The sequence below is a fragment of the Streptomyces sp. NPDC037054 genome, assembly GCF_055606745.1.
The window spans coordinates 417144-438619 of record NZ_JBVJSJ010000001.1 but is presented as its reverse complement, the minus strand read 5'-3'; the positions used below and the strand labels follow the sequence as shown (position 1 = coordinate 438619).

The following is a 21476-nucleotide window of genomic DNA, read 5'->3' as shown; positions in this document are numbered from 1 at the left end:
CCGCTATCCGGATACGCGAGAGGGCGGGGGCGACCGTCGCCCCCGCCCCTGCGGACCCGCTTACACCAGCCCCGGACCCCGCACCGGAATGCTGGTGAACGTCGGCGCCGGAGCCGGGTCCTGGAAGAAGTCGTTGCCCTTGTCGTCCACGACGATGAACGCCGGGAAGTCCTCGACCTCGATCTTCCAGACCGCCTCCATGCCGAGCTCCTCGTACTCCAGGACCTCGACCTTCTTGATGCAGTCCTGCGCGAGACGCGCCGCCGGGCCGCCGATGGAGCCCAGGTAGAAGCCGCCGTGCGCGGCGCAGGCGTCCGTGACCTGCTTGCTGCGGTTGCCCTTGGCCAGCATCACCCTGGAGCCGCCCGCCGCCTGGAACTGCTCCACGTAGGAGTCCATGCGGCCGGCCGTCGTCGGGCCGAAGGAGCCGGACGCGTAGCCCTCGGGCGTCTTCGCCGGGCCCGCGTAGTACACCGGGTGGTCCTTCAGGTACTGCGGCATCTCCTCGCCCGCGTCCAGCCGCTCCTTGATCTTGGCGTGCGCGATGTCACGGGCCACGACCAGCGGGCCGGACAGCGACAGCCGGGTCTTCACCTCGTGCTTGCTCAGCTCGGCGAGGATCTCGTCCATCGGCCGGTTGAGGTCGATCTTCACGACCTCGCCGGACTGGATCAGGTCCTCCTCGGTGGTGTCCGGCAGGAAGCGCGCCGGGTCGGTCTCCAGCTGCTCCAGGAACACGCCCTCGGCGGTGATCTTCGCGACGGCCTGGCGGTCGGCCGAGCAGGACACGGCGATCGCGACCGGGCAGGACGCGCCGTGCCGCGGCAGGCGCACCACGCGCACGTCGTGGCAGAAGTACTTGCCGCCGAACTGCGCGCCGATGCCGATCCTCTGCGTCAGCTCGAAGACCTTCTCCTCCAGCTCCTTGTCCCGGAAGCCGTGCCCGAGCGGCGAGCCCTCGGCCGGGATCTCGTCCAGGTAGTGCGCGGAGGCGTACTTCGCGGTCTTCAGCGCGTACTCGGCGCTCGTGCCGCCGACGACGATCGCCAGGTGGTACGGCGGGCAGGCGGCCGTGCCCAGCGAACGGATCTTCTCCTCCAGGAACTTCATCATGGAGGCCTCGTTCAGGACGGCCTTGGTCTCCTGGTACAGGAACGACTTGTTGGCCGAGCCGCCGCCCTTCGCCATGAACAGGAACTTGTAGGCGCCGCCGTCGGTCGCGTACAGCTCGATCTGCGCCGGGAGGTTGGAGCCGGTGTTCTTCTCCTCCCACATCGTGAGGGGAGCCATCTGCGAGTAGCGCAGGTTCAGCTTCGTGTAGGCGTCGTAGATGCCCTTGGACAGCGCCTTCTCGTCCTCGCCCGCGGTCAGGACGTTCTGCCCGCGCTTGCCCATGACGATCGCCGTGCCCGTGTCCTGGCACATGGGGAGCACGCCGGCGGCGGCGATGTTCGCGTTCTTCAGCAGGTCCAGCGCCACGAACTTGTCGTTGCTCGACGCCTCGGGGTCGTCGATGATGCGCCGCAGCTGCGCCAGGTGCGCCGGCCGCAGGTAGTGCTGGATGTCGTGGATCGCCTCCTCGGCCAGCTTGCGCAGGGCCTCCGGCTCCACCCTGAGGAAGGTCCGCCCGTCGGCCTCGAAGGTGGAGACACCCTCGGAGGTCACCAGCCGGTACGGGGTGGTGTCCTCTCCCATGGGGAGCAGATCGGTGTACGCGAACTCAGGCATCTCGCCCATTCCTCACTCGACGGACTGCGGCTGACCTCCGTTGGCAGCGCCCACCAGCGTAGAACCTGTGGCGGGCGGCGGGCTTGTGAGGTAAGGCTCAGTCGATGACGGCGACCCCTGTTCGCGATCTATCGCGTTTGGGTACGCTGCTGTCGTGGACCTACAGAAGCACGACCCAGCCGCCGACCCGCGACCGGGCTCGGCGGCGCCCCCCGCCGAGATGCGCGCGTCGGACGCCGAGCGCGACCGCGTCGCCGACATCCTGCGCGAGGCCCTGGCCGAGGGCCGGCTCACCCCCGACGAGCACGCGGAGCGGGTGGAGGGCGTGCTCGCCGCCAAGACCGTCGGCGAGCTGGAGGTCTTCGTCCAGGACCTGCCCGCCGCCCACGGCAGACCCGCGGCGCCGGCGTGGAGCCCGGCGCCCAACCGCCCCACGGCCGGTGCCATCCCGGTCGACCCCGACGACAGCGTCGTCGCGGTGTTCAGCGGCGCCGTCCGCAAGGGCCGCTGGCGCACCGGCCGCCGCATCCATGCCTACGCGGTGTTCGGCAGCGTCGAGATCGACCTCAGCGAGGCGCTCTTCGACCACCAGCAGGTCGTGATCAAGGCGATGTCGGTCTTCGGCGACGTCCAGGTCCGCGTCCCGGAGAACGTGTCGCTGCGCGGCATGGGCGGCGGGGTCCTCGGCAACTTCGAGGTGGACACGACGGACTCGCCCGACGCCGAGGCCCCCGTGGTCTACGTCGACGGCTGGGCCGTCCTCGGCAACATCGAGGCGCGGCCCAGGCGCGGCAAGCTCGTCGCGGACATCCTCGACCGCGTGACGGGCAAGCACGCGCCCTAGTGGGCCGCGCCGGGACGTTCCTGGCTGTTTCCGGGCTACGCGGCGGGCCTCACCCCGCAGGACTCGCCGTTCAGCCGGAAGACCCGCGGGTCGTGCACCTGGCCGCTCGACGTGCCGTTGAAGCCGAACCTGGTCGTGGCGCCGGGGGCCAGGGTGGAGTTCCAGCTCAGTGACTTGGCCACGACCTGCGGGCCGGTCTGGGAGACGGTGGCGCCCCACGGGTCCTTCACGCGCTGCGTGTCGCCGTACGTCCACGTCAGCTGCCAGGGGCCGACCGTCCGGGCGCCGGTGTTCTTCACCACGACCTGGCTAGTGAAGCCGCCGTCCCACCGGGTCGAGGTGTAGGTGACCTCACAGACCGGGCTGCGGTCGCCGCCGCCGTCGAGGTCGTCCACGTAGGAGGCCACCCAGGCGAGCGGGGCGTTCCAGTTGATGGTGATCTCGTTCGTCGACCACGACTCGATGTCGTCGATGTAGCACATCGCGGGCGCGCAGCCCTTCAGCTTGCTCTGCGCGACCGGGTCCTGGATGGCGTCGTTCGGGCCGCCGGCCAGCGAACCCGGCGCCGGGTTCGGCAGGGACGGGTCGAGCTGGTTCGCCCAGAAGCGGTGGTGCTGGTTGCGCGAGTCCCGCTCGCCGTATCCGGTGACGTACGACTGGTTGAGCGGGTTGCGGCCCAGCAGGTAGTCGAGCCCGCGCAGCACCGCGTCGCGGTACACGCCCTTGCCCGTCAGGTCGTGGGCCGTGCCCAGGACCACCATGTTGTTGGCGACCTGGCTGTTCGAGCCCCACACGTAGTGCCCGTCGGACGGCGCGTACGGCAGGCCGTACGCGGTGTCGGCAGAGTCGGCCGCGTACCCGTCGGCCGCCCGCGTCACCATGGTCCGCACCGACTGGAGCTGTTCGGCCGTCAGCTTGCTCGGCACGGTCGCCAGGTTCAGCGCGCCCAGGCCCGCCACGGAGCCCCACGAGATGCCGCCGCGCGGGAAGACCAGGCCGGTGTTGCCGTGCAGCGGCGAGCGCAGTACCTCCTGGCGGTAGGTGTCCTGACCGGTGGTGAGGAACAGCTCCGCCGCGGCCCAGTAGAACTCGTCGCGCACGTCGTCGTCGGGGTAGGCGCCGCCGCCCGTGCCGTCATCGGGGTCGGCGTACACGGCCGGGTGGGCCTTGGCCGCGTTCCACGCGGTGACCGCCGCCGTACGGCACTTGGCCGCGAAGCCGGCGTCGTACGGCGCGAAGAGACGGGCGCACTGGGCGGCCGTGGCGGCCACGTTGAGCGTCGCCGCGGTGGTCGGCGGGTGCAGCTCACGGGGCTGCGGGTCCTGGTCGGGGCGCAGCGGCAGGCCGGTCCACGCCTTGTCGTGGAGCTTGTGGTGGGCCATGCCGGCCAGCGGCTCGCCCTGCGGCACCATCATCCGCATCAGGAAGTCCAGCTGCCAGCGGGCCTCGTCCAGGATGTCGGGCGTGGCGTTGCCGTGCTCCGGAAGCTTCAGCCTGCCGTCGCCGAGCGGGGTACCGTCCGCGTGCTCCGCCGTCAGCGTCCGCTCGAAGGTGGACATCAACTGGGCCACGGAGATGCCGCCGTTGACGACGTACTTGCCGTGGTCCCCGGCGTCGTACCAGCCGCCGGCCGCGTTCAGGCGGTAGTCGCACACGCCGGGCTGGCAGGGCACGTCCTTGTCGCCCTGGTTGGGGCTCACGCCCACGTGTCCGGCGGGGCGGGCGTACTTCTCGCCGACGATGTCCGCGTCGATCTCGATGCCGCTGCGGTTGTGGTAGAAGTACGCGAGCGCGTCGGTGCGCAGCGAGTCGTAGAGGTCGTCGCCGATCGAGAACGGCTCGCTCTCGTCCTCCCCGACCGTGACGGTGTAGCCCTCACCGGGGGTGGTCACGGAGCTGAAGTCGAAGGTGTGGACGTTCTGGCGCGAGGTGGGGTCCACGCCGGCCGGCTTGGTGGTGCCGCTCGCCCGCCGGGTCCCGTCGGCCGCGTTGACCGTCCAGGTCAGGGGCTCGGTGGCGTCGGTGACGAGGGTGCCGCTCTTCGGGCCGTTCGTGAGGTAGCCGACCTGGTTGACGCGGACGGGTGAGCCGGTGTCCGGCACGTACGGGGGCGGTGCGGTGCCGCCGCGCAGGGACACGTCGTCCACGCAGAACGTGAACGCCTCGTCGCTGCCGCCGATCTGGAAGGCGAGCTGGGCGGCGTCGTGGTCGGCCGACGCCGTGAAGGTGTGGGTCACGGGCTCGGCGCTCGCCCCCACCTGCTGCGCGGCGGAGAGCTCCGTCGTCCAGGGATCGACGGCCATCTGCACGTTGGTGCGTATGGTGACCGGCACCGTCGACGTCGCCGTGTAGCTGAGCGTGTATCCCTCACCGGCCGTGAGGGCGAGCCCGTTCTGCCCGATGATGGCGTCCCACGGGTTGGCCGTGCCGGCGGGGACGTCGGCGCACAGGCGCCCGTCGACCACGGCGCCGGGACTGTTCTCGGTCCACCACCACGGGGCGGTCCCGGCGCTGAAGTCGCCGTTGACGATGAGCTCCGGTGGCTCCTCGACCGGCTCGGCGGCGGTGGCGGGGGACGCGGCCAGGGCCCCGGCGAGCAGGCCGGCGAGGGCGGTGACGGTCAGCGCGAGGCGGCTGTGCCGGACCGGTCTGCGGGACGTACGGGACGTACGGACCCGATGCGGATGTGGAAGCTGATGAGGCGACACGCCATGGTCCTCTTTGGGGAGTAGGGGTGTGCGACAGCTCTGAGGTACGGGAGCGCACACAGAGATGGGAGCGCTCCCAATGTCGGGAGTGAGGGGTGCGGCGTCAAGACGTCGGACAGCGATCGGCCCGTTTCTTCCCCCAACTCGGCTTCCTCGTGCGGTGAATGCGAACCGTGCGGCTTGTCTTGCCAAGGGGGCGCGGCGGCCCTACAGTCCTGGCCGAAGCGAGGAGTGGGAGCGCTCCCACTCCCGCGCCGCCCGGGAGCGCTCCCGAGTGCGGCGTTCTCGCGGTTCCGGCTCCACGCACGTGCACCTCCCGTTCTCCCGCTCCCGACGGAAAGGCCGGCGCACAGTGAGGCAGTTACGAAGAGACGGACGGCAGCCGCGAGACGGACGGCACCCGCGACGACTCCTGGCCGCGGTGCTGACCGCGGCGCTCGTCGCGGTGGGCGGCCTCGCGGGCGGGGCGGTGGCCCAGGCCGCCCCGGCGGCGGACGCCAGGACGGCCGGGGACGCGACGCACAGCGCCGCCGCCGTGGGCGACGACTGGCTGCACACCCGGGGCAACAAGATCGTCGACGCGAGCGGCAACGAGGTCTGGCTCACCGGGGCCAACTGGTTCGGCTTCAACGCCTCAGAGCGCGTCTTCCACGGACTGTGGTCCGCCAACATCACCGACCTCACCAAGTCGATGGCCGGCCGCGGCATCAACATCGTCCGGGTGCCGATCTCGACGACGCTCCTGCTGGAGTGGAAGGAGGGCCGGGCGGCCGTCCCGTCCGGCATCAACACCTACGCGAACCCCGAGATCGCGGGCAAGACCTCGCTGGAGATCTTCGACTTCTGGCTGCGCCTGTGCGAGCAGTACGGCATCAAGGTGATGCTGGACGTGCACAGCGCGGACGCCGACAACTCCGGTCACACGTACCCGGTGTGGTGGAAGGGCTCCATCACCTCCGAGCAGTTCTACAGCGCGTGGGAGTGGGTGGCGGCCCGCTACAAGGCCGACGACACGCTCGTCGCCATGGACGTCAAGAACGAGCCGCACGGCAAGGCGAACGAGACCCTCCGGGCCAAGTGGGACGGCTCGACCGACCAGGACAACTTCAAGTACGCCTGCGAGACCGCGGGCAAGCGCATCCTGGCGATCAACCCGAACGTCCTGGTGCTGTGCGAAGGCATCGAGGTCTACCCCAAGGCCGGGGTGAGCTGGACCTCCACGACGCCGACCGACTACCACTCCACCTGGTGGGGCGGCAATCTGCGCGGCGTGCGCGACCATCCGGTCGACCTCGGCGCCAACAGCGACCAGCTCGTCTACTCGCCGCACGACTACGGCCCGCTCGTGTTCGCCCAGCCCTGGTTCACCGGCAACTGGGACCGCACGACCCTCGAACGGGACGTCTGGGACCCCAACTGGCTGTACCTGCACAAAGAGAACAAGTCGCCGCTGCTCATCGGCGAATGGGGCGGATTCCTCGACGGCGGGCCGAACGAGAAGTGGATGACGGCGCTGCGCGACCTCATCGTCGAGCACCGCATCCACCAGACCTTCTGGTGCGTCAACCCCAACTCCGGTGACACCGGCGGCCTGTTGCTCGGCGACTGGAAGACGTGGGACGAGGAGAAGTACGCCCTGCTGAAGCCTGCCCTGTGGCAGCACGGCGGCAAGTTCGTCGGCCTCGACCACGAGGTGCCGCTGGGCGGCGCGGGCAGCACCACGGGCATCAGCGTGGCCGACGTCTACGGCGGCGGGACTCCCGACCCGAGCGACACCACCGCGCCGAGTGTGCCGGCCGGCCTCACCGCCACCGCGAAGACGGCGAGCAGCGTGTCCCTCTCGTGGTCCGCCTCGACGGACAACGTGCGCGTGACCGGGTACGACGTCTACCGGGGCACGACGAAGGCGAACGCCACGCCGGTGACCGGCACGTCGTTCACGGACACGGGCCTCACGCCCTCGACGGCGTACCGCTACACCGTGCGGGCGCGGGACGCGGCGGGCAACGTGTCGGCCGCGTCGGCGGCGCTGAGCGTGACGACCGAGGCGGACGGCGGTGGCGGCGACCCGTCGGGCGCGGTGAAGGTCCGCTACAAGAACAGCGACGCCTCCGCGACGGACAACGCCGTCCGCCCGTCCCTCCAGATCGTCAACTCCGGCTCCGCGGCGGTCGATCTGAGCAGGGTGTCGGCGCGCTACTACTTCACCCGGGACGGCGGGTCCCCGTCGGTCAGCGCGTGGTGCGACCACGCGGTGGTCGGATGCGCGCAGGTGAAGCTGAGGGTCGTCGCCCTGACCACGCCGGTCGCGGGCGCGGACGCCTACCTGGAGGTGTCGTTCGCCGGCGGCTCGCTCGCGGCCGGCCGGGACACCGGGGACATCCAGCTGCGGATGAGCAAGTCGGACTGGTCGAACTTCAACGAGGCCGACGACTACAGCCGGTCGACGGCCACGGCGTACGCGGACGCTCCGAAGATCCCCGCGTACACGGCCACGGCCCTGGCCTGGGGCGCACCGCCCGCCTGACGGGCCGGCACGTCCCCACCACCCACCCCCTGGCCGACGAGCGGAAGGGACTGTTCCGTGCGCGCGATCACCCTCCTGAAACCCGGAAGAGACCACAGGACCCCACGGCGCTCTCGCCGTGTCACCGCATACGCCGTGGCGGGGACGGTCGCCGCCGGGCTGCTCCTTCCGCTGTCACAGCCGACCACCGCCTCCGCGGCGCCGGCCTTCAACTACGGCGAGGCGCTCCAGAAGTCCCTCGCGTTCTACGAGGCGCAGCAGTCGGGCGAGATCCCCGGCTTCAACCGCATCGGATGGCGCGGCGACTCCGGCCTGGACGACGGCAAGGACGCCGGCCTCGACCTGACCGGGGGCTGGTACGACGCCGGTGACCACGTCAAGTTCGGCCTGCCGATGGCCTTCTCCGCGACCATGCTGGCCTGGGGCGGAGTGGAGGAGAAGGCGGCGTACACCTCCTCGGGGCAGCTCGTCCACCTGAAGAACAACCTCCGCTTCGTCAACGACTACTTCATCAAGGCACACCCGGCCCCGAACGTCCTGTACGGGCAGGTCGGCAACGGCGCCGACGACCACAAGTGGTGGGGCCCGGCCGAGGTCATGCCGATGGCACGGCCCGCGTACCGGATCGACGCGTCCTGCCCCGGCTCCGACCTCGCCGGCCAGACCGCCGCCGCCATGGCGTCGTCGTCGATGGTGTTCGCGGACAGCGACCCGGCGTACGCCGCCGAACTGGTCACGCACGCCAAGCAGTTGTACGCCTTCGCGGACCAGTACCGGGGCAAGTACAGCGACTGCATCACCGACGCGAAGTCGTACTACAACTCGTGGAGCGGCTACCAGGACGAGCTGGTCTGGGGCGCGATCTGGCTCTACAGGGCGACCGGCGACGCGGCCTACCTGGCGAAAGCGGAGTCGGCCTACGACAACCTCTCCACCGAGCCCCAGACCAGCACCCGGTCCTACCGCTGGACGCTGTCGTGGGACGACAGTTCGTACGGGGCGTACGCCCTGCTGGCGCAGCTCACCGGCAAGCGGAAGTACGTCGACGACACCAACCGCTGGCTCGACTGGTGGACGGTCGGCGTGGGCGGCCGGCGGGTGCGGTACTCGCCGGGCGGGCAGGCCGTGCTCGACAGCTGGGGATCACTGCGGTACGCCGCCAATACGGCCTTCGTGGCGCTCCAGTACGCGGACTGGCTCAGCGGCGACAGCGAGCGCAAGAGCCGCTACCACGACTTCGCGGTGCGGCAGATCAACTACGCGCTCGGCGACAATCCCCGCAGGTCGAGTTATGTCGTCGGCTTCGGCCCCAACCCGCCGACGAAGCCGCACCACCGGACCGCCCACGGCTCCTGGACGGACCAGCTGAGCAGCCCGGCCGACAACCGGCACACGCTCTACGGCGCCCTGGTCGGAGGGCCGAGCGCGCCGGACGACACCTACACCGACGACCGGTCGAACTACGTGAACAACGAGGTCGCCACCGACTACAACGCGGCCTTCACCGGAGCTTTGGCCCGCCTCTACGGCGAGTACGGCGGCAGCCCGCTCGCCGACTTCCCGAAGGCCGAGCAGCCGGACGGGCCCGAGATCTCCGTCCAGGCGTCGGTGAACGCCACCGGGCCGGGCTTCACGGAGATCAAGGCGTACCTGGTCAACAAGTCGGCGTGGCCGGCGCGGGCGCTGACCGACGCCTCGCTGCGCTACTACTTCACGCTGGAGCCGGGCGTCACCCCGGACCGGATCAGCCATTCCACCAACTACAACCAGTGCGGGAAGGTCTCCGGGCCGACGCGGGCCGCCGAGTACGGGGACGACGTCTACTACGTGACCGTGGACTGCTCGGACACGACCATCGCCCCGGCGGGGCAGTCGGCGTACCGCAAGGAGGTGCAGTTCCGGATCAGCTCGACGGGGGCGTGGGACCCGTCGAACGACTGGTCGTACCCCACGTCGGCGACGACGCCGGGCACGACGCCGGTGGACGCGCCCCGCATCGTGCTGATGGAGGGCGCGGCGAGGCAGTGGGGTTCGGACCCCGACGGCACGACGCCGACGCCGACTCCCACGCCGACGCCGACGCCCACCCCCACTCCCACTCCCACTCCCACTCCCACGCCGAGCCCGGCGGGATCGTGCGTCGTGACGTACAAGGTCACCCAGGCCTGGACGGGCGGATTCACCGCCGACGTCGCGGTGAGGAACACCGGCACCACCGCACTCGACGGCTGGAAGCTCGGCTTCGCCTTCAAGGGCTCCGAGAAGATCGCCGGCGCCTGGAACGCCACCACGTCCCAGAGCGGCGCCGCCGTGACCGCCACCAACGTCGCCCACAACGCCGCGCTCCCGGCGGGCGGCACGGTCGCCTTCGGCTTCCGGGGCACGGGCACGCCCGCGGGCACACCGACGGGCTTCACGCTGAACGGGAGGGACTGCGGGCTCGCCTGAGGCGGTCCGGGGCACTCCCGGGGCACTCCCGGGGCACTTCGGGAACGATCCGGGGGCGCGCCGGGGGTGCTGTTCGAGGGGCGCTCAACTGCCCTTGCGGAACGGGCGGTTCGGCACACTGTGCATAGGCGCGCGCACAGCGGGTAGGCCTTGCTGCATCGTCTCTCGCTCGCGAAGCCGTCGTCAGGAGTAGACCGTGCTGCAACCGCCGCATTCGTCCTTGCAGGCAGCTGCCGTCCCGGCCCAGCGAATGCCCGCGCGCGACAGGGACCAGGACGCTCCCTGGCACACCGAGGCGGTGTGCCGACGCGACGAGGCCGGCCTGTTCTTCGCGCCGTCCAAGGAGCCCACCGCCGCCCGGCTCTCCCGGGAGGAGGCGGCCAAGCGCGTCTGCGCGCGCTGTCCGGTCATGGTCGAGTGCCGCGAGCACGCCCTGCTCCAGCCCGAGCCCTACGGCGTCTGGGGCGGCCTCACCGCCGCCGAGCGCCGCGTGGTCCTCGCCCGGCGCCGCCGCCGCGAGATGGAACTCAAGAAGGCGGCGCGTGCGACGGGCCGCATAGCGGCGGCGGGCTGACACGCGGCGCGAGCAAGCCGGACAAGGACGAGCAGGGCAGAAAAGGACGGGCAGGCCAAGGGAAGGGGCACCCCCTCCGCACAGGGGGTGCCCCTCTTGGTGAGTAACTGCGCTGAGCGGAGTTACTTGGCCCGGTCGAAGTCGATCGCGCTGTACGCCCGCAGCTTGCTCAGCCGGTGCTCGGAGTCGATGCGCCGCACCGTTCCGGACCGCGACCGCATCACGATGGACGACGTCGTCGCCGTCTCGGAGCGGTACCGCACGCCCGTCAGCAGCTCACCGTCGGTGATGCCGGTCGCGGCGAAGAAGACGTTGTCGCCGGAGACCAGGTCGTCGGTCGTCAGGACGCGGTCCAGGTCGTGGCCGGCGTCGATCGCCCGCTGCCGCTCCTCGTCGTCCTTCGGCCACAGCTTGCCCTGGATGGTGCCGCCCAGGCACTTCACGGCACAGGCCGAGATGATGCCCTCCGGGGTGCCGCCGACGCCGAGCAGCAGGTCGATGCCGGTGCCTTCGCGCAGCGCCAGGATGGAGCCGGCCACGTCACCGTCGGAGATCAGCTTGATGCGCGCGCCGGTCTGCCGGACCTCGTCGATGAGTCCCTCGTGCCGCGGCCGGTCCAGGATGACGACCGTGACGTCCTCGGGCGTGGCCCGCTTGGCCTTGGCGACCCGGCGGATGTTCACGGACACGGGCGCGTTGATGTCCACGAAGTCGGCGGCCTCGGGGCCGGTGACCAGCTTGTCCATGTAGAACACGGCCGACGGGTCGAACATCGCGCCGCGCTCGGTCGCCGCGAGGACCGCGATCGCGTTCGGCATGCCCTTGGCGGTCAGCGTGGTGCCGTCGATCGGGTCGACGGCGATGTCGACCTCGGGACCCGTGCCGTCGCCGACGCGCTCCCCGTTGAAGAGCATCGGGGCCTCGTCCTTCTCACCCTCGCCGATGACGACGACGCCGTTCATCGAGACGGTGGAGACGAGCGTCCGCATGGCGCGCACCGCGGCACCGTCGGCGCCGTTCTTGTCCCCGCGACCCACCCAGCGGCCGGCGGCCATCGCGGCGGCCTCGGTGACCCGCACCAGTTCGAGGGCGAGGTTGCGGTCGGGAGCCTCGGAGGGCACGTCCAGTTCGGACGGCAAATGATGATGCTCGGTCATCGGAGCGCACCTTTCTGTACGACGACGGCCGGATGAGGGTGTTGGGCCCGACTCTATCGGCACGCGGACAAAATGAGCAGGGCCCCCCACGGATGAGCGGACCGGGCACCTGCGACGATAGGGGCTGTGGCAGGTAGGAATGGCAAGCAGAAGTCGACCCTGGACATGGTTCTGTCCCTGGGGGTCATCTTGCTCGCGGCGGGAGTGATGTACCTCTTCATCCCGCACGACGACGAGAAGGAACCCGCCGTCGAGCGAGTGGACTACCGCGTCGAGCTGCTCACGGCGCGCAGGGCCGCGTCGTACCCGGTGGCCGCGCCCGTCGGGCTGCCGGACAGCTGGAAGCCGACCTCGGTCCGCTTCGAGGGCGCCAACTCCGACATGTGGCACCTGGGCTTCCACGGCCCCGACGGCCACTACGTGGTGATCAAGCAGTCCACGGCCGAGCCGGGCGAGTTCGTCGACGAGGCCACGCAGGGCTCGGAGGCGACCGACGCGACCGAGGAGATCGACGGCCGCACCTGGACCCGGTACAGCGGCGGGCGGTACGACGCGCTGGTCCTGAAGGGCGAGGACGGCGAGACGACGGTCGTCGCGGGCACGGCTCCGTTCGAGCGGCTGACGACGATGGTCGAGGCGCTGGAGATGAAGTAGCCGCCGCGGCGGCATGGACGTGCGCAGGCCCCCGGCGGTGAGCCGGGGGCCTTTCGTGTGCGCGGGGTCGTGCGCGGGACCGGCGCGAGGCCGGTCGGGCGGTTCAGACGGTGGTGACGACCTCGTCGTAGGCCAGGCGCGGGGAGCGCGGGAACCAGGCGTCCGGGCCCGGCTTGCCGATGTTGACGACCATCAGCGGGGTGTGGTCGTCGTCCAGGAACTCCTTGCGCACGCCCTCGAAGTCGAAGCCCGTCATCGGGCCGGCGGCGAGACCGGCGGCGCGGACGCCGACGATGAAGTACGCGGCCTGGAGCGCGGCGTTCACCGTCGCGGAGCCCTCGCGGACCGGGCGCTCGGAGAAGAACGCGTCCTTGGCGGCCGGGAAGTGCGGGAAGAGCTGCGGCAGCTCCTCGTGGAACTCGTTGTCCGCGGAGAGGATCGCGACGAGCGGGGCGGTGGCGGTCTTGGGCCGGTTGCCCTCGGCCATGTGCTGGACCAGGCGCTCGCGGGCCTCGGGGGAGCGGACCAGGGTGATGCGCAGCGGGCTCTGGTTGAACGCCGTCGGACCGTACTTGACCAGGTCGTAGATCGCCTGGACCTGCTCGTCGGTCACCGGCTCGTCGGAGAAGGTGTTCGCGGTGCGGGCCTCGCGGAACAGCAGGTCCTGGGCGGCGGGGTCAAGAACGAGGGACATGTCTGCACTTTCACTCGATGTCGGTTCCGAAGATCGGCTGACGGCATCGACAGTACGCGATGGAAGTTCAACGTTCAATTAATGAGGTGCGGGGGTGGCCCTTCTCACAACGCCGGGGCGGGCGGGAGCGAGGCCGCGCTACTCGGTCCCCTCGTCGCCCTCGGCCCCGGCCTCCTCCGCCAGCGCCGCGTCCAGCCGCGCCCGCGCCCCGTCCAGCCAGCGCCGGCACACCTTGGCCAGCTCCTCGCCGCGCTCCCACAGCGCGAGGGACTCCTCCAGCGTCGTACCGCCCGCCTCCAGGCGCCGCACCACCTCGATCAGCTCGTCCCGTGCCTGCTCGTACCCGAGCGCCTCGGCCACGGCCGCCGGCTCCGTCACGTCGTCCACCTCGCTGGTCATCCCCTCACCCTATGCATCGACTCGTACGGAGAACTCGCCCTCGGAGACCCGCGCCCGCAGCGCCTCCCCGGCCTCCACCTCACCGGGATCGCGCACCGCGTGCCCGTCCGCCCGCTGGAGCACCGCGTACCCGCGCTTCAGCGTCGCCGCCGGGGACAGGGCCACCACGCGTGCGTGCGTGTGCGCCAGCTCGGAGTCCGCACGGTCCAGCTGGTGCCGCAGACAGCGCCGCCCCCGGTCCAGCAGCGCCGACACCTCGTCGGCCCGCGTGTCGATCATGCGGTGCGGATCCTCTATCGAGGGACGCGCCAGCGCGTGCGCGAGGCCGCGCTCCTCCCGCGCCAGATAGCCCTCCACGCAGCGCCGCGCCCGGTCCCGCAGCATCCGCACGCGCTCGTACTCCTCGCCCACGTCCGGCACGACCTTCTTGGCCGCGTCCGTGGGCGTCGAGGCACGCAGGTCGGCCACGTGGTCCAGCAGCGGATTGTCCGGCTCGTGCCCGATCGCGGACACCACCGGCGTACGACAGGACGCCACCGCGCGCACCAACTGCTCGTCGGAGAACGGCAGCAGGTCCTCCACGCTGCCGCCGCCGCGCGCCACGACGATCACATCGACCTCGTCGAGCGCGTCGAGCTCCTTCACCGCCTGCACGACCTGCGGGACCGCGTGCACACCCTGCACCGCGACGTTGCGCACCTCGAAGCGGACGGCCGGCCAGCGGTGCCGCGCGTTCTCCAGGACGTCCCGCTCGGCGGCCGACGCCCGCCCGCACACCAGCCCGACCAGCTGCGGCAGGAACGGCAGCGGCTTCTTGCGCTCCGGAGCGAACAGCCCCTCCCGCGCGAGCGACTTCTTCAACTGCTCCAGGCGCGCCAGCAGCTCCCCGACGCCCACCGGCTTGATCTCCGCGGCCCGCAGCGACAACTGCCCGCGCGGCGCGTACCACTCCGGCTTCGCGTGCACCACCACGCGCGCGCCCTCGCTCACCACGTCGGCGACCGCGTCGAACACCTGCCGGTAGCAGGTGACGCCGACGGAGATGTCGTACGACGGGTCGCGCAGCGTCAGGAACACCACCCCGGCGCCCGGGCGCCGCGAGAGCTGCGTGATCTGCCCCTCGACCCACACCGCCCCTAGCCGGTCGATCCAGCCGCCGATGAGACGCGACACCTCGCCGACGGGCAGCGGCGCTTCCGCGGACGTGTTGACAGCCATGCCGGTGAGCGTAGTCGGCCCCACCGACAGCGCCCGCGCACCGGCGGCCCTCGCGCACCGGTCCACCCGGAGGCGATCTTCGAGCCGCCCCGCGCGGCCTTACGATGGACCGCATGACTGCTTCGTCTGGCCGCCGTGTCCTGCTCGCCGCCCCCCGGGGCTACTGCGCGGGTGTGGACCGCGCCGTGATCGCCGTCGAGAAAGCCCTGGAGCAGTACGGGGCTCCCGTCTACGTCCGGCACGAGATCGTCCACAACAAGTACGTCGTGCAGACCCTGGAGAAGAAGGGCGCCGTCTTCGTCGAGCAGACGGAGGAGGTGCCGCCGGGCAACATCGTCATGTTCTCGGCGCACGGCGTGGCCCCGACCGTCCACGAGGAGGCCAAGCAGGGCCGCCTCGCCACCATCGACGCGACCTGCCCGCTCGTCACCAAGGTCCACAAGGAAGCCGTCCGGTTCGCGAGCGAGGACTACGACATCCTCCTGATCGGCCACGAGGGCCACGAGGAGGTCATCGGCACCTCCGGCGAGGCCCCCGACCACATCCAGCTCGTGGACGGCCCCGAGGACGTCTCCAAGGTGGAGGTCCGCGACCCGTCCAAGGTCGTCTGGCTCTCCCAGACCACGCTCTCCGTCGACGAGACCATGGAGACCGTCGACGCCCTCAAGGAGAAGTTCCCGCAGCTGATCTCGCCGCCCAGCGACGACATCTGCTACGCCACGCAGAACCGGCAGCTCGCCGTGAAGCAGATGGGCGCCGAGGCCGAACTGGTCATCGTCGTCGGCTCCCGCAACTCCTCCAACTCCAAGCGGCTCGTCGAGGTCGCCAAGCTCGCCGGCTCCCGCGAGGCGTACCTGGTCGACTTCGCCGACGAGATCGACGAGGCCTGGCTGGAGGGCGTCTCCACGGTCGGCGTCACCTCGGGCGCGTCCGTGCCGGAGGTACTGGTCGAGCAGGTCCTGGAGTGGCTGGCCGAGCGCGGCTTCCAGGACGTCGAGCTCGTCAGGGCCGCCGAGGAGTCCATCACCTTCTCGCTGCCCAAGGAACTGCGCCGCGACCTGCGCGAGGAGGCGGCGGCGCTGGTGGCGGAGCGGGGCGGTACGGGTGCGGCGGGCGCCGCGGGCTGACCTGGGCCCGGGGTCGGGTCACGCTGAGCGAGCGGTGACTGTCAGTCGTTCGTCGTAACGTAAGGCCATGCAGATCTTCGGTGTGGACATCGGCGGATCCGGGATCAAGGGTGCCCCGGTCGATCTCGAGCGGGGCGACCTCGCCCAGGAGCGCCACAAGGTGCTGACCCCCCAACCGGCCACGCCGGACGCGGTGGCCGACGGCGTGCGCGAGGTCGTCGAGCACTACGGCTGGACGGGCCCGGTCGGCATCACGTTCCCGGGCGTGGTGACCGGCGGCGCCACGATCCGCACCGCGGCCAACGTGGACAAGTCCTGGATCGACACCGACGCGAGAGCCCTGCTCGGCGACCGCCTCGGCGGCCTGCCGGTGACCGTGGTGAACGACGCCGACGCGGCGGGCATCGCCGAGATGCACTTCGGCGCAGGCCGGGACCGCCGGGGCACGGTCGTCCTGCTGACGTTCGGCACGGGCATCGGCAGCGCGCTCTTCCTGGACGGCGCCCTCGTGCCCAACACCGAGCTGGGCCACCTCGAACTGCACGGCCACGAGGCGGAGAAGCGCGCCTCCAGCAAGGCCCGGGAGGACCACGACCTGTCGTGGGAGGAGTGGGCGCACCGCGTCCAGAAGTACCTCGCCCACGTGGAGATGCTGTTCTCGCCGGAGCTGTTCATCATCGGCGGCGGCGTCAGCCGCAAGGCCCACAAGTTCCTGCCCCACATCGAGGGCATCAAGGCGGAGATCGTCCCGGCGCAGCTGCAGAACAACGCGGGGATCGTGGGGGCGGCGATGCGGGCGGCGGAGGGTCGGTAGGCGGTAGGCCGGGCGTAGGCGGCCGGGCTTTGCGGGAGGTGCTCGCGGGGGGTGTCGCGGGGGCGGCTCCTGCCCGGGAGCGATCAGCGTCGGGCGCGGTCAGCCGGTCGTACGAGCGCGGGCGGCGGCGCGGCGCCGGACGAGGCGGATCCGGCGGGTGATCACGATCACGCCGGCGACGAGCGTCCCGCCGTACAGCCAGCCCGCCTCCGTGGCCAGCGCGGACACGAGCCCCATCAGCCGGTCCCCGGCCCCGTCGCCGCGCGGCGCCACGGGCAGCAGCCCCAGCGCGAAGGCGATCGGTACGACGACGGGCGCGGTCAGCAGATCGCTGGGCCGCACCCACAGTGAGGTCAGTACGCACACGGGCAGGAACAGCACGCCGTAGACGGTGAGCGAGGCCCCGAACAGCACCTGGTCGAGCACGCCCAGCAGGAACATCACGGCGACACAGAAGAGACCGCCACCGAGGCCGGTCAGCCGGGGATCGGGGAAGCGCAGCCCGGCACCGGGGGTGGGGGCGGGGGTCCGGCGGACGTCGGCGGTCCGTCGGGTTTCGGGGGCCCGGCGGGTCTCGGCGGGGCGGCGGGTGTCGTCGGCCGGGCGCCGGACGCCGGCCGGGCGGCGAGCGTCGGCGGGCCGCCGGGGCGTGCCGGGGCGGGGTTCGGAACGGGGCTCGGAGCGGGGCTCGGAGCGGGGCCGGGGCGGGGATCCGCCGACCGACCCGGACCGGGTCCCGGAGCCGGTCCCTTGGCCGGGGGAGCGGCTCCCTTGGCCGGGGCCGTCTGCGGCACCGGCGGGATCGGGGGCCGGCCGGGCCGGGCCCTCGCCCGTTGCCCCATCCCTCGTCGCCCCGCCGCCGCCCGTGGCCCGGCCCGTTTGCGGGGGCAGCGGCGGGTGGCCGCGTCGCGGTCCGTACTGCGCAGGTCGCGTCCTGTGTTGCTCCACTGGACCAACTTAGGTCGGTTTATGTGCCGAATCACCCATCAGACACGCCGACGGGACCGCTTGGCCAGGCGTTCGACGGGTCGCCGGGAGGGGGTGCGGCACGCCGTAGACTGGTGGATCGGCCCCCAGCCCACTTGGCCACTCCGTCCCTCCTCCTCACGTACGGGAAGTCGCAACGTGTCGCTCACGATCGGAATCGTCGGTCTGCCGAATGTCGGCAAGTCGACCCTGTTCAACGCCCTGACCAAGAACGACGTGCTGGCGGCCAACTACCCGTTCGCCACCATCGAGCCGAACGTCGGCGTGGTCGGCGTCCCCGACGCCCGCCTCGCGAAGCTGGCCGAGATCTTCGGCTCGCAGCGCGTCCTGCCGGCCACGGTCGACTTCGTCGACATCGCGGGCATCGTGCGCGGCGCGTCCGAGGGCGAGGGCCTGGGCAACAAGTTCCTGGCGAACATCCGTGAGTCCGACGCGATCTGCCAGGTCATCCGGGCCTTCAAGGACGAGAACGTCGTCCACGTCGACGGCAAGGTCTCGCCGAAGGACGACATCGAGACGATCAACACCGAGCTGATCCTCGCCGACCTCCAGACCATCGAGAAGGTCCTCCCGCGCCTCCAGAAGGAGTCGCGGATCAAGAAGGACCTGGCGGCCAAGGTGAAGGCGGTCGAGGAGGCGAAGGAGATCCTCGAGAAGGGCGACACGCTCTTCGCGCACGGCATCGTCCAGGGCACGGAGCGCAACGAGCTCCTCCATGACCTGCACCTGCTGACGACGAAGCCGTTCCTCTACGTCTTCAACGTCGACGAGGACGAGCTGGTCGACGAGGACTTCAAGAACGAGCAGCGCGCGCTGGTCGCCCCCGCCGAGGCGATCTTCCTCAACGCCAAGCTGGAGGCCGACCTCGCCGAGCTGGACGAGGCCGACGCCATGGAACTGCTGGAGTCGGTCGGCGCGGAGGAGCCCGGCCTCGCCACGCTCGCCCGGGTCGGCTTCAACACCCTCGGCCTCCAGACGTACCTGACGGCCGGCCCCAAGGAATCCCGCGCCTGGACGATCAAGAAGGGCGCCACGGCCCCCGAGGCCGCCGGTGTCATCCACACCGACTTCCAGAAGGGCTTCATCAAGGCCGAGGTCATCTCCTTCGACGACCTGATCGAGACCGGCTCGGTGGCGGAGGCCCGCGCGAAGGGCAAGGCGCGCATGGAGGGCAAGGAGTACGTGATGCAGGACGGCGACGTGGTGGAGTTCCGCTTCAACGTGTAGCCGGCGAGCGCGCACGTCAACAGGGGTCGGCTCCTCCGGGGTCGACCCCTCTGCGTGGTGGCGGCCTGTGTTTTGACAAGGGTGTCGAATATGTCTGCGCCAAGCAGGTCACTAATATCGACGTTACTAACATCGACGTTAGTGTCGTGGGTGGAGGCGCAGGCATGGTGGACTTCGTGGGTCGTCGGCAGGAACTGGCGACGTTGGAGCGAGAGCTGCGGAAGGTGGCGGCAGGGGTCGGTGGGGAGCGGCCCGGTCGGTGCGTGATGTTGCGCGGGCGGCGCCGGGTGGGCAAGTCGCGGTTGGTCGAGCGGTTCGCGGAGCACTCCGGGGCTCCGTTCCTGTTCTACGCGGCGACTGGTGCGTCTCCTAAAGATGATCTTGCGCGGCTGGCCCGGGACGCCCAGGCGTCGACGTTGCCGATGGCACGACTCGTGGCCGCCGCACGGCCGGACAGCTGGGACGCCGCGTTCGACGTTCTGGCCGCGGCGCTGCCCGCAGACCGTGCGAGCGTGCTGGTCATCGATGAAGTGCCGTACTTGATGGATGCCGAAGGTGCATTTGAGGGGATCCTGCAGCGGGCCTGGGACCGGGTGCTGGAAACCAAGCCGGTGTTGCTGGTCCTCATCGGCTCCGATCTGTCGATGATGGAGGCACTGAACGGCTACGGGCGCCCCTTCCACCAGCGCGGCCGGGAGATGGTGCTGGGACCGCTCAACCCTGCCGAAGTGGGGCAGATGCTCGGGCTGGAGCCTGCGGAGGCCTTCGACGCGGCGTTGGTCACCGGCGGGCTGCCACTGATCTGCGCGGAGTGGCCGCGAGGCGCAGGGTTGTGGGACTTCCTCGGCGAGGCGTTGAGTGATCCGGTCTCGGCTCTGCTCGTGTCGGCCGAGCGCTCACTCGCTGCCGAATTCCCCCCGCAGGCCCAGGCGCGTAAGGTGCTGGCGGCCATCGGCAGTGGCGAGCGGACATTCACCAACATCGCCCGCGCAGCCGGCGGGATTGGGGCCACGCCCTTGCAGCGTGCGCTGGAACTGCTCATGGACAAACGGGTCGTCGCCGCGGAACTGCCCGTATCGCTGCGCCCGTCGAAGGATCGCCGCTACCGGGTGACAGATCCCTACCTGAGGTTCTGGCTGCACCTGCTCGGCCCTTCCATGGAGGAGATCGAGCGGGGACGGGGCGATCTGACCCTGGCACGCATTCGGGAGAACTGGACCAGCTGGCGTGGCCGGGCGATCGAGCCGCTCATCCGCGAGGCACTTGCCCGGATACTGCCCGACGACCGGCTTCCCGCCGCCCCCGTTGTGGGCGGATACTGGACCCGCTCGAACGACATCGAAATCGACATCGTCGGAGCGGACCGTGCCCCGGTCGCCAAAAGGCTGTTCTTCGTGGGCTCCATCAAGTGGCTGGAGCAGTCGCCCTTCGACCGGCACGACCTGGCAGCTCTTTATCGGCACCGGGCCGCACTCACCGACGAACTCGTTCCCGCCGTGGCGGTCTCACGGAGCGGCGTCGGTTCTCCGGGTCCCGATGCCGCATACGGTCCCGGCGATCTGCTCGCCGCGTGGCCGTTGTGAGTGGCGGAGGAAGGAACCTCGGGAAGCCGACGCCCACAAGGGTCAGCTTTCGTCCTCACCGTCCTCGTTCCGTGCACCGGGTGTGGCGGGCCCGTGCGGGCTTTGCCAGGTATCCCGGTGGTACAGAGGCGTCATGTCGTCCTCGTTCGCCTCGTACCGACCTTGATTCGGTTCACCTGAGCCGCTTGCCGCCGTCCTCGGCGTGAACGTGTCCTGGCCCACCGTTGCCTCTTCTGCTCCGCCTGCGGCCTTGTCTCCGGGTCCTCTACCGTGACCGTCACGGAGTCAACAGAGCATGAACGCAAGGGGGTTCAGTGGAGGCCGAACTGGCTGCGCTGGTGGCGTCCGGGGCCACCACGTTGGTGGGGCTCATGGTGTCGGAGACCTGGACACAGGCGCGAGAGCGGGTGGTGCGGTTCTTCGCGCGTGGTGGGGACGAGGAGGCGGTCGAGGAGGAGCTGGACGTACTTCAGGGGGAGTTGGTCGCCGCCCGGGACGCGGAGGACGCGATTGCCGTCGCGGATCTGGAGGCGGAGTGGCGCGCACGGCTGCGGCGTGCGGTGCAGGCCGATCCCGGGGCCGCTGAGGAACTGCGGGCGTTGCTCGCGGAGTTGGCGCCGACAGGGGCGGTCACCAACAACATCAGCGGCGGTACGCAGTACGGGCCCGTCTTCCAGGGGCAGCGGATCGACCTGTCCGGCGTGACGTTTCACAGCGGTGGCGCGCAGGATCCGCACGTGGGGCGGGGCGAGGCTGAGGAGTAGGGTCCCGCCGTCCCAGCAGGCCG

At 70.8% G+C, this 21476-nt stretch carries 17 protein-coding genes; 10 read left to right on the top strand and 7 right to left on the bottom strand.

Annotated elements, in window-relative coordinates; all coding sequences use genetic code 11:
- Positions 1 to 60 precede the first annotated feature (60 nt).
- Entirely contained in the window at positions 61 to 1737 is a 1677-nt protein-coding gene (locus tag ACZ7D7_RS01930; protein ID WP_470821546.1) for a fumarate hydratase, read from the bottom strand.
- A gap of 145 nt (positions 1738 to 1882) precedes the next feature.
- On the opposite strand from ACZ7D7_RS01930, the gene ACZ7D7_RS01925 reads away from it, so the two are divergent.
- On the top strand, positions 1883 to 2572 hold the full coding sequence (locus ACZ7D7_RS01925; RefSeq protein ID WP_470821545.1) for a DUF1707 SHOCT-like domain-containing protein: 690 nt from the start codon (positions 1883 to 1885) through the stop codon (positions 2570 to 2572).
- Positions 2573 to 2607: 35 nt separating this feature from the next.
- On the opposite strand, the gene ACZ7D7_RS01920 is transcribed toward ACZ7D7_RS01925, so the two are convergent.
- Positions 2608 to 5196, bottom strand: coding sequence for a glycoside hydrolase family 9 protein (locus tag ACZ7D7_RS01920; RefSeq protein WP_470822418.1), 2589 nt, complete (start codon positions 5194 to 5196; stop codon positions 2608 to 2610).
- Positions 5197 to 5701: 505 nt separating this feature from the next.
- On the opposite strand from ACZ7D7_RS01920, the gene ACZ7D7_RS01915 reads away from it, so the two are divergent.
- The 3 genes from ACZ7D7_RS01915 to ACZ7D7_RS01905 all read left to right on the top strand — a co-directional run bounded on the left by ACZ7D7_RS01915 (position 5702) and on the right by ACZ7D7_RS01905 (position 10829).
- Positions 5702 to 7807: a cellulase family glycosylhydrolase gene (locus tag ACZ7D7_RS01915; RefSeq protein ID WP_470821544.1), complete on the top strand. Its 2106-nt coding sequence runs from the start codon at positions 5702 to 5704 to the stop codon at positions 7805 to 7807.
- 135 nt (positions 7808 to 7942) lie between these two features.
- Positions 7943 to 10255 (top strand): glycoside hydrolase family 9 protein, encoded by a 2313-nt coding sequence (locus ACZ7D7_RS01910; RefSeq protein WP_470821543.1) that lies wholly within the window; start codon positions 7943 to 7945, stop codon positions 10253 to 10255.
- Positions 10256 to 10451: 196 nt separating this feature from the next.
- Positions 10452 to 10829 (top strand): WhiB family transcriptional regulator, encoded by a 378-nt coding sequence (locus ACZ7D7_RS01905; RefSeq protein ID WP_470821541.1) that lies wholly within the window; start codon positions 10452 to 10454, stop codon positions 10827 to 10829.
- A 122-nt stretch (positions 10830 to 10951) separates the two neighbouring features.
- On the opposite strand, the gene glpX is transcribed toward ACZ7D7_RS01905, so the two are convergent.
- Positions 10952 to 11986 carry a class II fructose-bisphosphatase gene (gene glpX, locus ACZ7D7_RS01900; RefSeq protein WP_470821540.1) on the bottom strand — a complete coding sequence of 345 codons (1035 nt, stop codon included), beginning with the start codon at positions 11984 to 11986 and terminating at the stop codon, positions 10952 to 10954.
- Positions 11987 to 12112: 126 nt separating this feature from the next.
- Here glpX and ACZ7D7_RS01895 point away from each other — a divergent pair, with 126 nt between their 5' ends.
- Positions 12113 to 12640, top strand: a complete 528-nt coding sequence (locus ACZ7D7_RS01895) for a DUF4245 domain-containing protein (protein WP_470821538.1) — start codon at positions 12113 to 12115, stop codon at positions 12638 to 12640.
- 103 nt (positions 12641 to 12743) lie between these two features.
- On the opposite strand, the gene ACZ7D7_RS01890 is transcribed toward ACZ7D7_RS01895, so the two are convergent.
- The 3 genes from ACZ7D7_RS01890 to xseA form a co-directional block, all read right to left on the bottom strand.
- Positions 12744 to 13334 (bottom strand): malonic semialdehyde reductase, encoded by a 591-nt coding sequence (locus ACZ7D7_RS01890; RefSeq protein WP_470821536.1) that lies wholly within the window; start codon positions 13332 to 13334, stop codon positions 12744 to 12746.
- Between the two features lie 138 nt (positions 13335 to 13472).
- A complete protein-coding gene (locus ACZ7D7_RS01885) occupies positions 13473 to 13733 on the bottom strand; it encodes an exodeoxyribonuclease VII small subunit (RefSeq protein WP_470821535.1) in 261 nt (86 codons plus the stop codon).
- Positions 13734 to 13742: 9 nt separating this feature from the next.
- Positions 13743 to 14951, bottom strand: coding sequence for an exodeoxyribonuclease VII large subunit (gene xseA / locus ACZ7D7_RS01880; RefSeq protein WP_470821534.1), 1209 nt, complete (start codon positions 14949 to 14951; stop codon positions 13743 to 13745).
- 104 nt (positions 14952 to 15055) lie between these two features.
- Between xseA and ACZ7D7_RS01875 the strand changes: the two genes are divergently transcribed.
- Together ACZ7D7_RS01875 and ppgK are read left to right on the top strand one after the other, a co-directional pair.
- Positions 15056 to 16078: a 4-hydroxy-3-methylbut-2-enyl diphosphate reductase gene (locus tag ACZ7D7_RS01875; RefSeq protein WP_470821533.1), complete on the top strand. Its 1023-nt coding sequence runs from the start codon at positions 15056 to 15058 to the stop codon at positions 16076 to 16078.
- 67 nt (positions 16079 to 16145) lie between these two features.
- Positions 16146 to 16892 carry a polyphosphate--glucose phosphotransferase gene (gene ppgK, locus ACZ7D7_RS01870; RefSeq protein WP_470821531.1) on the top strand — a complete coding sequence of 249 codons (747 nt, stop codon included), beginning with the start codon at positions 16146 to 16148 and terminating at the stop codon, positions 16890 to 16892.
- 99 nt (positions 16893 to 16991) lie between these two features.
- On the opposite strand, the gene ACZ7D7_RS01865 is transcribed toward ppgK, so the two are convergent.
- Complete coding sequence (locus ACZ7D7_RS01865; protein ID WP_470822417.1) at positions 16992 to 17333, bottom strand: DUF6542 domain-containing protein; 342 nt, start codon at positions 17331 to 17333, stop codon at positions 16992 to 16994.
- A 684-nt stretch (positions 17334 to 18017) separates the two neighbouring features.
- Between ACZ7D7_RS01865 and ychF the strand changes: the two genes are divergently transcribed.
- The 3 genes from ychF to ACZ7D7_RS01850 all read left to right on the top strand — a co-directional run bounded on the left by ychF (position 18018) and on the right by ACZ7D7_RS01850 (position 21453).
- Positions 18018 to 19106 carry a redox-regulated ATPase YchF gene (gene ychF / locus ACZ7D7_RS01860; protein WP_470821530.1) on the top strand — a complete coding sequence of 363 codons (1089 nt, stop codon included), beginning with the start codon at positions 18018 to 18020 and terminating at the stop codon, positions 19104 to 19106.
- A 164-nt stretch (positions 19107 to 19270) separates the two neighbouring features.
- Positions 19271 to 20689 (top strand): ATP-binding protein, encoded by a 1419-nt coding sequence (locus ACZ7D7_RS01855; RefSeq protein WP_470821529.1) that lies wholly within the window; start codon positions 19271 to 19273, stop codon positions 20687 to 20689.
- Positions 20690 to 21003: 314 nt separating this feature from the next.
- Entirely contained in the window at positions 21004 to 21453 is a 450-nt protein-coding gene (locus ACZ7D7_RS01850; protein WP_470821528.1) for a hypothetical protein, read from the top strand.
- Positions 21454 to 21476 lie beyond the last annotated feature (23 nt).